General features: G+C 44.0%; 12 protein-coding genes. 4 read left to right on the forward strand and 8 right to left on the reverse strand.

Annotation, left to right across the window (positions count from 1 at the left end; translation table 11 throughout):
* Positions 1–94 precede the first annotated feature (94 nt).
* Positions 95–841 (forward strand): hypothetical protein, encoded by a 747-nt coding sequence (locus tag NSS87_RS06110; protein ID WP_339245579.1) that lies wholly within the window; start codon positions 95–97, stop codon positions 839–841.
* A 140-nt stretch (positions 842–981) separates the two neighbouring features.
* Here NSS87_RS06110 and NSS87_RS06115 read toward each other — a convergent pair whose 3' ends face one another.
* The gene (locus tag NSS87_RS06115; RefSeq protein ID WP_339245581.1) at positions 982–1,944 is read right to left on the reverse strand and encodes an S-layer homology domain-containing protein; all 963 of its coding nucleotides are present in this window, start codon (positions 1,942–1,944) and stop codon (positions 982–984) included.
* 86 nt (positions 1,945–2,030) lie between these two features.
* Positions 2,031–2,822, reverse strand: a complete 792-nt coding sequence (locus tag NSS87_RS06120) for an SDR family NAD(P)-dependent oxidoreductase (protein WP_339245583.1) — start codon at positions 2,820–2,822, stop codon at positions 2,031–2,033.
* A gap of 176 nt (positions 2,823–2,998) precedes the next feature.
* Between NSS87_RS06120 and NSS87_RS06125 the strand changes: the two genes are divergently transcribed.
* On the forward strand, positions 2,999–4,978 hold the full coding sequence (locus NSS87_RS06125) for a translation factor GTPase family protein (RefSeq protein ID WP_339245585.1): 1,980 nt from the start codon (positions 2,999–3,001) through the stop codon (positions 4,976–4,978).
* A 6-nt stretch (positions 4,979–4,984) separates the two neighbouring features.
* Complete coding sequence (locus NSS87_RS06130; protein WP_042185496.1) at positions 4,985–5,506, forward strand: GNAT family N-acetyltransferase; 522 nt, start codon at positions 4,985–4,987, stop codon at positions 5,504–5,506.
* A gap of 69 nt (positions 5,507–5,575) precedes the next feature.
* Here the strand turns inward: NSS87_RS06130 and NSS87_RS06135 are convergent, their stop codons facing one another.
* The 5 genes from NSS87_RS06135 to NSS87_RS06155 all read right to left on the reverse strand — a co-directional run bounded on the left by NSS87_RS06135 (position 5,576) and on the right by NSS87_RS06155 (position 10,871).
* On the reverse strand, positions 5,576–6,454 hold the full coding sequence (locus NSS87_RS06135) for a DUF3298 and DUF4163 domain-containing protein (protein WP_042124758.1): 879 nt from the start codon (positions 6,452–6,454) through the stop codon (positions 5,576–5,578).
* A gap of 1 nt (position 6,455) precedes the next feature.
* Positions 6,456–6,962, reverse strand: coding sequence for a sigma-70 family RNA polymerase sigma factor (locus NSS87_RS06140; protein WP_339245587.1), 507 nt, complete (start codon positions 6,960–6,962; stop codon positions 6,456–6,458).
* A 58-nt stretch (positions 6,963–7,020) separates the two neighbouring features.
* Positions 7,021–8,895, reverse strand: coding sequence for an acyltransferase family protein (locus NSS87_RS06145; protein WP_339245588.1), 1,875 nt, complete (start codon positions 8,893–8,895; stop codon positions 7,021–7,023).
* A 188-nt stretch (positions 8,896–9,083) separates the two neighbouring features.
* Positions 9,084–10,169: a stalk domain-containing protein gene (locus tag NSS87_RS06150; protein WP_339245590.1), complete on the reverse strand. Its 1,086-nt coding sequence runs from the start codon at positions 10,167–10,169 to the stop codon at positions 9,084–9,086.
* 138 nt (positions 10,170–10,307) lie between these two features.
* Entirely contained in the window at positions 10,308–10,871 is a 564-nt protein-coding gene (locus NSS87_RS06155; RefSeq protein WP_339245591.1) for a CGNR zinc finger domain-containing protein, read from the reverse strand.
* 168 nt (positions 10,872–11,039) lie between these two features.
* On the opposite strand from NSS87_RS06155, the gene NSS87_RS06160 reads away from it, so the two are divergent.
* Positions 11,040–11,534, forward strand: coding sequence for a DinB family protein (locus NSS87_RS06160; RefSeq protein WP_339245593.1), 495 nt, complete (start codon positions 11,040–11,042; stop codon positions 11,532–11,534).
* A gap of 79 nt (positions 11,535–11,613) precedes the next feature.
* Here NSS87_RS06160 and NSS87_RS06165 read toward each other — a convergent pair whose 3' ends face one another.
* Positions 11,614–12,507 (reverse strand): AraC family transcriptional regulator, encoded by an 894-nt coding sequence (locus NSS87_RS06165; RefSeq protein ID WP_052404181.1) that lies wholly within the window; start codon positions 12,505–12,507, stop codon positions 11,614–11,616.
* Positions 12,508–12,532 lie beyond the last annotated feature (25 nt).

A 12,532-nucleotide genomic window follows, 5' to 3' on the forward strand; every position in this document is an offset into this window, starting at 1 on the left:
GAGTTGTTTGACTGATAGTTTTAGTATAAGCCTGCAACCTTCATTTGTTCAAATCAGTCTAAAGAGCGAGGGATCAAAAACGAGGAGGGATCTTATGTACTTCGCAAGAAATATCGGTGGTTTGGCGCTGATAGCAGCTATGTTATGGCTTACAGCATGCAGAGGAACGCCAGAAGCGGGAACGGAACCGAAGGTGACCCCAGAACAGACGCAAATGCAGATGCCTGAGCAAAAGCCAGAGCAGACACAAACTGCACAACCAGCGGCTACTACGGAGCCACTACAGGAGACGGAGCCATCAAGCACGGATCAGCCACTGGATCAGGAGGGACTTCCGCCAACTGTAGAGGAAGCTGCGACGACAGTCATAAGGTCTATTAAAAATAAGGATATGAAGCAATTGGCCGCATGGGTACATTCAGATAAAGGGTTACGTTTTTCTCCATACGCATACGTAGATACGAAGAATGATCTTGTATTCAGCAAGGATGAAGTGGAAGGATTAATGAATGACTCTACCAAAAGAGTCTGGCGAACATTTGCTGGATCGGGTGATTTAATTGAGCTGACATTCGCAGATTACTACAAGCGGTTTGTCTACGATGCAGACTTCATTCAGACGGCCGAAATTGCTGTGAACAAGGGGCTTGGGCAAGGTACAACGATCAATAACTTGAACGAAGTGTATCCCAAGGAGCAATATGATTTCGTTGAATATCATATTACTGGCATCGATCCTTCTGTCGAAGGGATGGACTGGCGCAGCCTGCGTCTAGTTTTCGAGAAGATTGGAGAGGATCATGCACTAGTAGGCATTATTCACGATCAATGGACACCCTGAGAAGTAAGAAATTCTTATTAGTCCTTGGGTAGTTTAGAACATGGGGGAGAACCCAAAAAACGAAGGTGCCTCAGTAGCCATTTTACGGCTTTTGGGGCACCTTCGTTTGATTCGTTCCATAAGAATCGAGTCCGGAGCTTTTATTGCGTAGCGCTAGATGTAGATCCGGATACCGATTTAGCGATCGCTTTATATCCCTCTGGCAGATAAGTGACAACAGATGCTTTTGAGATCACCTGTGCGTACATTTTTCCTGGGTCAGGAGCAGTCACATTAAAATAAATCACTGCGGTCTTGTCTTTGCCAAATTCGATTCGCTCAATCACTAGTCCATATCCAGAATGCGGTAAGTTGTTAACGGTCAATGTAGCCTTGTTTACTCCTTCACCCGCTTTGGTTAGTGTAACCTCAGTCTCATAGGTTGGAGTAGTAGGGCTGCCATTAGACACAATTACGCGTTTGGCAAAAGCAGCTGCATCGTAGGTCATTGCGGCTGCTTCCGAGCGGGTAATGGCATCATTTGGCCGGAAATTACCGTTCTTATCGAGTGTGGCGATATGTGTATTCAGCAGGATCTGGAGACTATTTATAACCTCTGTAGAAAGTTTATCGCCATCCTTAATGTCTACATACATCAGTGTAACCGGGAAGTTACCTTTACTTTGCAGTGCTTGCGTCAATAAGTGAGCGAACTGAGCACGGGTGATGGTTCCGTTAGGATCTACTGTTCGATCAAGTGAAAGACCATTTTGCTTGGCAGTCAGGAAGGCTGAAGCATACCAGGATTTGTCGTTCACCTTATCAAAATAATCACTAGCTTTGGATGAGCTGTTACCCGCCTCTGGCTTCGGAGACAGATTCAGACCCCCAACGATGAACTGAATCCCTTGGGCAAAGCTTACTTTAGATTTAGGCGCGAACTTATCTTTGTCTACTCCATTTATAATCCCCTCTTTATGCAGGGAGTTAATTTTTGCTTCCGCAGGATCACCTTTCAAATCCGAAAAAGCAAAAGCAGATGCTCCAAATGACAGGCTTGCTGCTAGAATACCGCAGGCTATCGTCATTGTTTTGACATTACTTATGAATAATGATTTCTTCATTATGCGTCACCTCCATACTCTTAGATGGTAGATTAGACCAAAATGTTGCAGGCAATTTAAAATATTATAAAGATTCAAGTAAAACGTTATCCGCGAAGGAGTGACTCGGCACCATCTACATAGATCTCAGTTCCTGTGACATGGAAAGACTCATCCGAGGCGAGAAATAATACTAGATTGGCTACTTGTTCAGGTTTACCGGGCGCATCTTCCAGAGGATGATTGCCTTTTGGAAATTCTACAGGAATCATCACTTCTTGAAGATCATCACTCTTATCCGTATTATCTCCAATTTGAGTGTCGATTGATCCAGGACAGACCGCATTTACGCGGATACCGTATTGCGCCAGCTCTAGCGCAGCCATTTTCATAAAAGCGACTTGTCCAGCCTTGGAAGAGGAGTACGCAGCAGCGCCGATGTTCGAGAACACTCGATTTCCGTTAATAGAGCTAGTGATAATGATGCTGCCGCCATTTTCTTTCATATGGGGGATAGCATATTTTACTGTGGCAAAGGTACTGCGTAGGTTGGTATCTAGCGTCTGGTCCCAATCTTCGATTTCTAGTGTTTCGATTGGAGCCCATGTACCATTAATTCCAGCATTCGCAAAAATAATATCAATCTTCCGAGCCTCATCCGCAACCTTACGAATACTTTCTTCGACAAGACCTGGATTGGAAACATCGCATTCGATAACTGTAGCTGTTCCTCCAATGGATTCAATTTCACGTTTAGTTTCATAGGATTCCTCAGGGGTGCGATCAAGCATATATACCTTAGCTCCGTGCTGAGCAAACCTTATGGCTGTAGCTTTTCCAATACCGGACCCTGCGCCTGTGACTACTGCAACTTTATTTTGCAAACGTTGATCTAACATGATGAATTTCCTCCTTGGCGTTAGACTTCTTACTTAGTAATTACATACCCGGCATAGCTGAATTTAACCAATTTAGTAGGAGGGTGGAACAACAAGGAGGGATGTATTACTATGAGACATAAGGATGTGTACAATATAAATTTAGATCAATCTAGCTCATGATAGGGGTACTATAGATGATTCAGCAGCAGGGAGCAGAACGGATTAATGTGGGGATATTTGCCCATGTGGATGCCGGCAAGACAACAACAACAGAGCATATTTTGTATGAAAGCGGTCGCATTCGAGCGCTCGGCAGCGTAGACAGTGGGACAGCATTGACGGATTCTATGGATGTAGAGCGGCAACGAGGAATATCCGTTCGGGCGGCATTAGCTTCTTTTGAATGGAAGGGTGTGCAGATCAACCTCGTTGATACACCAGGACACGTCGATTTTCTGTCAGAGGTTGAACGGTCTTTGCGAGTGATGGATTGTGCGGTGCTAATTTTGTCGGCGGTAGAGGGTGTGCAGGCTCAAAGTGAGATGATCTGGAACGCGCTGAGGAAGCTGGGAATACCGACGCTTATTTTTATGAACAAAATGGATCGTGTAGGTGCAGACCCTGAGGCTGTGCTGGCGCAAGCGCGAAATTATTTGTCTAGTGATATCATTCCTGTACAGCAACCCACCGGGAAAGAGCAGGAGTACATAGGCGCAATAGATTTGTGGGGGAGCGATGCCGATCCTGCTGCACAGACTGAATTGTTGGAGGCATTGGCTGAGCGGGATGAAGATCTGCTAGAGACGTATATGTCAGGTAGTTCGATTGATCTTGCAGCTTGGAAAAAATATATGAAGACAGCTTCCGCTTCAGGACGCTTCTTCCCAATGGTTTATGGTGTTGCCGCCAAGGGGCTTGGCATTACTGCATTGCTGGACGCGATGGTTGAGTATTTTCCGCGAGCTGGTGGCAATGTTGAGGGGCCGGTGTCCGGCATTGTCTACAATATTCAGCGTGATAAAAGCATGGGGCGAATGGCGTTTGTCCGCCTTTATGAAGGAACGATCCGTAACCGCGATACGGTAATGAACTACACGCAGAATATTCAGGGAAAAGTGACCCAGATCCGCAAGGTCGAGGGTGGTCGTACTGAGGATATCGGATCGCTTGAAGCGGGGGATATCGCTGTAATCTATGGTCTTTCAGGGGTACGGATCGGAGATGTACTCGGCCAACCGGAGGCGATTCCGGCGGAGGCGAAGCTGGCTGTACCGCTGCTAACGGTGCGCGTATTCTGGGGAACCGATATGGATGACCATAAGGTTATCGGAGCATTGCAGGAGCTGGCGGATGAAGATCCGCTCTTGGATGCGCAGTGGCTGCAGGATGAGCGAGAGCTGCATATCAAAGTAATGGGACCTATTCAGCTGGAGATTCTGAATAGTGTTCTGGAGGAGCGGTATGCGCTGAAGGTTACCTTCGGTCAGCCTTCTGTCATCTATAAAGAAACGCCAGCCTCTGCTGGGCAAGGCTTTATCGCTTATACGATGCCGAAGCCGTGCTGGGCGATTCTGCGGTTTCAGATTGAGCCCGGACCTCCTGGCAGTGGTTTAGTTTATGATTCGGTAGTGCGGAGTTCCGATCTGCTGCCGCAATATCAGAGCGAGACCGCACGGCGTGTACCAGAAGCCTTGCAACAGGGCTTGTACGGCTGGGAGGTTACCGATCTTAAAGTGACCTTAATCGAGGGACAGCATCATGTATGGCATACCCATCCGCTGGATTTTGCCGTAGCGACTCCTATGGGGATTATGGATGGACTCGCGCGGGTAGGCACTAAACTACTGGAGCCGATTCTTCAGGTTCGCATCGTTGTCCCTGAGGAGAATGGCGGCCGAGTGATGAACGACCTGGTTCAGATGCGCGGCACCTTCGAGCCACCTGTGCTGCAAGGCGAGCGGATGATCATCGAAGGCCGTCTGCCACTGGCAACGTCGCTTGATTATCCTGTTACTTTAAGCTCCTATACGAAGGGGCGTAGCACGTTCACTTCTTTTTTTGCCGGCTATGAAGAATCTCAGCCAGACGTATCCGCTGAGCGCACCCGCCGGGGCGTGAATCCATTAGATCAGGCGAAATATATATTAAGCGTGCGAAAGGCGCTGCAGGGGTGAGATAAAATGAAGATCAGAGAAGCAACAGCTAGTGATATAGACGGGATCGCTTTCGTCCACGCTACGAGTTGGAAAACCACGTATAAAGGACTAATATCAGACGAGTTTCTTGATAATTTCACAGTAGAAGCTAGAAGGAAGCGCTGGATTCAGAATTTTGAAAATCCCAATAAAGACGAGGTAATGTATGTTGCTGAAGATGAGGCTGGGATGATCATTGGCTTTGCAAATGGAGGGGCGCGAAGAGAGCCGGATCTCTACGATGCGGAGCTTTACGCACTTTATTTGCTTAAGGAACACCAAGGAAAAGGTCTAGGGAAGCAGCTCATAAGAAGTGTAGCACAGAATTTATTGAAGAAAAATTATAGTTCGTTCATGACTTGGGTGCTGGTGGGCAATCCGGCGATTCATTTCTACCACAGCGTTGGGGGAGAGTCTATCTCAAGTATAGAAGTTAAGATAGGGAATGAATTATTAGAAGAAATAAAAATAGGATGGCAAGACATTAGAGGCATAGGGATTGATTAATGACTTTTCACGCAAAAAAAGACTCATAAGGGATACAAAACGCATACCCTTTATGAGTCTCATAATGATTTATTTAATGTACGTACGGCTGACCAGAACATCTGCAATTACATCTGTTGGAATGATGAATTCTCTAACGCCCATGTAGCCAGGAGCCACATCATATTTGTTAAAGGAAATAACCAGCTGGTACTTATCGTTGATATAGAAATCTTGATCTTTAGCTATATTTTCAAATTGATAAAAAAGGTCTTCATTGGGTTCATCTGTTGAAATCCAGTAGAACATATCTTTATCTGCTTTCATTTGGGAGCGCATCTGTTCTTTAATATTTTCACTTATGATACTGATATATCGATCATCCTTAAATAACATAGGCAGACTTAGCAGGATTTGATTCTTCTTGTCTATCGTATCGTGCTGCATTGTTGTTGACGATGAACCTACGGTATTTACCACGTATCTGCTAATCGCAAATAGCTCAGCATTGTCCGTTTTAACCTCAAAGCCTGTGTCGACCCCTAAATGCCCCTCTCCGGATTGCTTTAAAGACTCCATCTCTGCTTGAAACTCATCATATAGTTTTTTGTTTTCTTCGAGATATTTTTCATTCAGAGTCGATTCCAGCTCTTTATTCTCTAAGTTAGTAATGATGGGGACCTTTATGTCTGCATTATAGGTCTGTTCATCCACTTTGTATTCTCTAAAAGTTAGCACTTTAACAATACTGTCTACACCAGGTATAGCAGAGAAGGCATTGGCAATGTTAACATTGACATTAATTCCAATTACGAAAAATAGGGCTGCCGCACAAACTCCAGATATCCACTGGTAACGTATTCTTCTTATCTTCCTTTTCTTTAATGCTTTACTTACAACGAAATCTAATTCCTCAGGAATAGGGAGTTTGTTATAATCTTCTATAATTTTTTTGATTTGGTTATCCATTCTAATTGATCTCCTTTGAGGATTCTTCCTGCATGTTGATTCTTAATAACTGGAGTGCTTGATATAGTCTAGTCTTTACTGTATTGACGTTTTCATTTAATACTTCCGCAACTTCCTCGATCTTTAAATCTTCGATATATCTAAGGACGATGACATTTCGATACTTAAGGGGGAGATCATCCAGCGATCTTTCTAAATCAATATCTGGATACACGTCTACCGCACCAGGGATAAAAAAGTCGAGTGCTTCATCATCTACCGGTTGAACTCTTTTATGTTTCCTCAGAAAATCTAGAGAGGTAGTTACTACGATTCTAAACAACCAACTCTTTACGGATTCTGGGTTCTTTAGCAACCCTATAGAGGAGAGAGCTTTATAAATTGAATCCTGAACAACATCTAATGCATCCTCTTTGTTCTTCACATAGCTGTAAGCTAGACGGTATATGTTCTCCTTGTTATCTGTAATACAAAGAGTGAGTAATTTCTCTTTATTCCTCTTAAGCATATTCGTAAAACCCTTCTCTTTTTATATTGCGTAGCTTTAGTTTGTTAGATTACTATTCTCATTGATTCTCCTTTTGTATGGCTTTAGCTACAAGTGCGGCATAGGATTTGGCACCTTCTCGTTTTAGATGAACGCCATCCTCATAGAAGTAAGAATCCTTTCCTTCGCTTGAGGAATGCCAGTCTACAACCATAGCATTGGGGAATTCTAAAGCCACTTTCTTAAGCAAGGTATTCACAGTATTTTGCCATTTTTTCGGTACACGTGTGTTTACTAGTACGACTTGCTGAACATCTTCAAGTGAAATAAGTAATTTCCGCAATTGATTGGAGTTAAAAGCTCCGTTTGTACCTAGATTAATGATCACTCGAGTGCCAAGTTTCCCCTTCGTCCTAAGTTTATCGACCACTTCTTGTGCCTGTGACATCTGCCTGCCTACCTTACCATCGATAACAATGCCTGGCAGAAGTTCTTGTAGATAAGGAGCAGCATCGAGGATTACGGAATCACCTATCGCAGTAACACCTTTACCTGCTTCTTCTACCTGAGGCTGAGGTTCTGGCATCTTCGGTGGATCTACTGGTACTGGTACAGGCACAGGTGTTGGTACATTTTGAGGGGGCACTAGTGTGACATTATGTTCATTCTTATCGGGATTAGTAATAGTGCCTGTATTCGGATCTGCGGATATCTTAGTATCCAAGTTGCTACTGCAGGATATGGACAATATGATTAACGGGACTGCAATAAAGATGAATAAGGGTCGAATCTTGAATTGCAGACGAATGCTTAATTTCGTACACCATCTTCCTAATAAACCTTGACGAATAGGTTCTTCGATATATTTCCACGATAGTGAGGCTAATAGGAGGCTAACTCCCAGCTGAAAAAGAACACGGAAACCATCGAACCCACCTGTATCTATTGTAGGATTAGTTAGAATGATGACTGGATAATGCCATATGTAAATACTATAGGAACGTACGCCAATCCAACGCAAGGGCTTGCAACCCATGATTTTAGCTAGTCGGCTCGCAGGATGTGCGAGTACAGCTATTACAATTGCGGAAAGAATCGACACTATAACCAAGCCGCCATAATAAAGAAATTGTCCGTATTCATTCGTCCGCCAAATCATAAGAATGAGGGTGATTAATCCGATTGCACCACTGAAGTCAAGGATATAGCGAGATCTGCGTGAAATCTTATCGGTCAAATTTTGACTCGGCCATGCTAGAGCGAGAGCGGCTCCAATCAGTAGAGCAAAAGCTCGGGTATCAGTACCATAATAGACTCGGCTTGGGTCAACTCCAGGTTGATAGATTAGCGCCATAGCAAGTGCCGAGAGGAATGCCCCTGTTAGACACATCACAATGAGTTTACCTCGCTGAGGTGCAAGGCGTAACCCTACAATAATAACCAATGGCCAAATGAAGTAGAACTGTTCCTCAATAGCGAGCGACCACAAATGACCGATAGGAGAAGGAGGTCCAAAGCTCTCGAAATAAGATACATCGTGAAAAATAAGCCACCAGTTATTGAAGTATAACGTTGAAGATAGAAAGTCCCCTTGTAATGCTGATAATCGTGAACGATCGAACAACAGAAGCCACATAGCAGTGACAAAAAGCATGACAAACATAGCAGGCAATAGCCGTCGCGCTCGTCTGATCCAGAAATCTTTAAGGTCGAACCGTCGGTCTTTCTTCCACCTTTGGATGATTTGATCCGTGATCAGATATCCAGACAGAACGAAGAATATTCCGACCCCTATAAGTCCTCCTGGAGCCCAATTGAGGTCGAGATGATACGCAATAACTGCGATCACAGAGAGTGCGCGAAGTCCATCTATTCCCGGCATATAACGCCTTCTAGTCGTGGAATTGTCAAGTTCTAAAGAGTTAGTCGGTGGTGTAACCTTGATTTCTTTCATGGTAGTTCATTCCTTCGTCATCAGTTGTCTTATGTCAGCAAGACGTATGACTAACTTAAAAAAGTTCTTAGCTTCTCTTGGTAAATAAAGGAGTGACCATGAATGGATCAGAAATCGGTACACAAGTGCCTATGAATTTAAAAAGGCATTCTAGAACAAAAAATCATTCTGGAATGCCATTAGCCTAATTAGCCGTTCTTAAATTCCACACGTAAAATATCGGTAACCATTTTAACCGGAACGTATATCGTATCGTTCTTTAGGATAGGAGCAGTGCCTAAAGTGACAGGTGCCATTTTGGCAAAAAAGTAAGAATCTTTACCTAAGGTAACATTTGTCCACTGTGCACCTTTCTTCAGCTCAGCTGAGCGCGACGTTTGATTCCACTTGATTTCATATCCTAAACGATTCGCCACATCTCGTAATGACACCATTGAAACCCCATTAGCATTCTTAAATGTAGCTATTGTACTTAAATCGAGCTTCGGGTTGTTCGTAATATGGGTACTGAAACGAAATTCAGGAGTTCCCATGGCGCCTGGAGCAATACTATATTTAGGGAAGAGGATGACAACCTCACCATTTTCAATATAAAAACCTTGTTCTTCGTCGATCCCTTTGAAATCCTCAATAAAATAGTTCTCAGGTTCCTCATTGATCTTCGCAAGGATACCGGTATTCAACTTTTCCTTAAAGTCGTTTCCAAAGAAATCTGACAAGGCAATCCGCTTCGCTTGTTTCGTATTAAATACATTGTATGTATCTACACGAGGCATGCCCGTTCCACCAGTGTCTCCTTGAGAAGTAACAACAAGTGAGATCACTCCAGAAGGGTTATCCGATCCATTTTCTTTTAATTCATAAATAATGTATAGCTCATATGGACGATACTCGAAACCAGCCTTTTTAGCGTCTGCTGCTGCTTCAGTTGCATCCTTTTCCCAAAGAGCAAGGTCTTTCTGCGCTTTAGAGAGAATGATACTGTTGATTTCTTCCTGAGCCTTAGTGTCCAACATACCTACGATCTGTGGCACTTTAATATTTGTATTCAGAAGCTCCGTTGAAGATGTGAGAGTTACTTCTTTGATTTGGATCCCAGTGTTATTGATGGTGGAAATCGGTACAGCTGAAATCGGGGCATTGATGGCAGGCTTAGTCGTGTTCACTGCATCAGCAAAAGCAGTGCCATTCATTGGTAACATGCCAGCGCTTATTCCCACAACCGTTAATCCGACTACACCAAGCTTCAATACGTTAAAAGGGCTCTTTTTCATTGTTTGTTCACGCTCCATTTCGTTGTAATAAGTGTGTTATTAGCGCACTTACTAGCAAGACGTATTAGGAGTGTTGAAAAGTTTGGGGGGGATAAATGTTGATCGAAATTCGTCATCCCGCAAGAGTTCCTTTAATAGTCACTCCGAACCCTTTTCAGCCTTCTTCCGCGCCCGGAATCGCCGCACCTTCATGAGGTTGCCACAAGCCTTGTCATCGCAGTAACGCTTAGAACGGTTACGTGTATCATCATAGTACACCCAGAGACAATCAGGATTCTCGCAGATACGGAATCTTGAGGGTTCTTTTTCAAGCATAGCCTCCGCAAAAGACGCCGCTATCTCCGCCATCACCTGCTCCCAACCGCTATGTAGTGGCAATAATGAAATCTCCGCTTGCTCGGCACTTTTCCATACCATTCGCCGCGTAACAGGACCCTTGTCCATATAGACATTGAGCTGCTTCAGCATTTCTCCATCCATCGATTTTCCTTGTACAATAGCCTGTACCCAGTCCCATAGTAGGGATCGAAGCTTCTTTAGCTGTTCCAGTTCTATCGTATTCGGCAGCTGTGTTTCTAACAGAGCATGCTTCTTCAGCCATTTCGCAATCCACTCCGGATCTTCGAGTTCATCCCGATCCTTGTTCTTATCTCCTGTTCGCCAATCCCGCCAGTAACTATTAATGAAATCCTCCCACAACAAGTCCTGTTCATCCTTTCCGCACAACTCTCGATTACAACGATTGTAACAGTTAAAATTGTGATTAGCTAGTTACTTGATTGAACGCTGGAAATATGCTACATTTCTAATGTAACCACTATATGATGGTTTAAGTAGTTACATAATTTAGTTAAAATTAGGAGGTTGAACATGCATAATAAAATCAGTGAGGTTCTGCTGCAAAATTGGGATTATTGCATGGATATCGAGGATTGGGCCCCACCGTTAAGTGATGCACTGGAAGGTGTGGACAGTAAACAGGCACTTTGGAAGCCAGAGGGGAGTACAGTCAATTCCATCTGGGAGACGGTTAACCATCTAACATATTATAAGGTGCGTTTGCTGCGAAAGTTAAAAGGGTTGCCCAAACAACCTGATGCTGAAAGCAACGATGCTACCTTCACTGTAACAACGGAAGGGGAAGAAGCATGGGCGAAGGCCGTTGCAGACCTGAAGGATGTGCACGCTGCTCTTAGAGAAATCATTGAGGCGTTGGAAGAAGGCGCATATGATTGGGGTGGTTCGGGTCATGCCCCAGGGGAAGAGGTAATGAGTCTTATCCTGCATGATTCATACCACACCGGACAAATTATTATGCTTCGTAAACTGCAAGGCTCCTGGGTTTCCAACCGTAGTTTTAATTAGAACCTCTACAATAAAAATATAAGCCACACTCCACTATACTGGTTTACCTGGTGCAGCGGTCGTGTGGCTTTTCTTTATTTTAACCTTTTGGGGTGCTTCGATATTGAGTCGGCGAGCATCCCATTATTTTTTTGAACAATCTAGAAAAGTAGTAGGGGTCCTGCATCCCGATAGCACTAGAGATTTCTTTAATATGTAAATCGGTTAATGCTAGCAGTTGACTGGCACGCTGCATTTTGAGGCGCAGATAGAATTCAATCGGGGGAACCCCGGTTTCTTGATTAAATAGATAAATTAGATGCTGCTTCGATAACCCCATATGCTTCGCTACATCCGGGAGTGAAATGGAGCTGTTGATTCGATCCGTCATGTAGCGAATGGCTTGCTCAAGATAACGTTCGTTCTTTTTATCTTGCTCAGAGTTCATAGTACTCAACCCCACGTGGCTGATCAGATGACGAATGCACTGAGACACATAGATATGATTACGCATGGCATAAGGCTTATCCGATAACAGGGCATAACATTGCTCGAAATCTTCGATCCATTGGGTATGAAGGTTCAGTGTAAAGGTTAGCGGCTCTACGTCCATGGCATAAGTTTGAATCAACGCAGCGGCATGCGTTCCTTTTAGATGCATCCAGTAGATCGTCCAGGGATTCACATCTGAAGCACCATATCGATGGGGTGTTCCGGCAGGAATGACAGCTATTTGCCGTTCTTTTATTTGGATCAGCTTACTGTGATGACTCTCCATCCACCCTTCACCCTCTACGCAATACATAAGAATATGCGAGTCACATCCTTGTGGACGCTCTCGATAATGAAACTTCGCTCTTGGGAAGCAGCCAATGTCACTTACATAGAAGGAATTTGTTAACGGATTCTCATTTAATTCATTCATCATGAAATCGGGCAGCACAAAAAGCTTCTGCTCATCGAAGCCATCCGGCTTTAATGAGATATCTGTCATGATAACCCTCCTTTTTAAGAACATA

Source organism: Paenibacillus sp. FSL F4-0243 (assembly GCF_037963295.1).
GTDB lineage: Bacteria > Bacillota > Bacilli > Paenibacillales > Paenibacillaceae > Paenibacillus_AQ.

Coding starts and splice junctions, on each gene's coding strand:
- NSS87_RS06125 (WP_339245585.1), top strand. CDS start 2,999: ATGATTCAGCAGCAGGGAGCAGAACGGATTAATGTGGGGATATTTGCC.
- NSS87_RS06150 (WP_339245590.1), bottom strand. CDS start 10,169: ATGAAAAAGAGCCCTTTTAACGTATTGAAGCTTGGTGTAGTCGGATTA.
- NSS87_RS06135 (WP_042124758.1), bottom strand. CDS start 6,454: ATGGATAACCAAATCAAAAAAATTATAGAAGATTATAACAAACTCCCT.
- NSS87_RS06160 (WP_339245593.1), top strand. CDS start 11,040: ATGCATAATAAAATCAGTGAGGTTCTGCTGCAAAATTGGGATTATTGC.
- NSS87_RS06110 (WP_339245579.1), top strand. CDS start 95: ATGTACTTCGCAAGAAATATCGGTGGTTTGGCGCTGATAGCAGCTATG.
- NSS87_RS06130 (WP_042185496.1), top strand. CDS start 4,985: ATGAAGATCAGAGAAGCAACAGCTAGTGATATAGACGGGATCGCTTTC.
- NSS87_RS06120 (WP_339245583.1), bottom strand. CDS start 2,822: ATGTTAGATCAACGTTTGCAAAATAAAGTTGCAGTAGTCACAGGCGCA.
- NSS87_RS06115 (WP_339245581.1), bottom strand. CDS start 1,944: ATGAAGAAATCATTATTCATAAGTAATGTCAAAACAATGACGATAGCC.
- NSS87_RS06140 (WP_339245587.1), bottom strand. CDS start 6,962: ATGCTTAAGAGGAATAAAGAGAAATTACTCACTCTTTGTATTACAGAT.
- NSS87_RS06165 (WP_052404181.1), bottom strand. CDS start 12,507: ATGACAGATATCTCATTAAAGCCGGATGGCTTCGATGAGCAGAAGCTT.
- NSS87_RS06145 (WP_339245588.1), bottom strand. CDS start 8,895: ATGAAAGAAATCAAGGTTACACCACCGACTAACTCTTTAGAACTTGAC.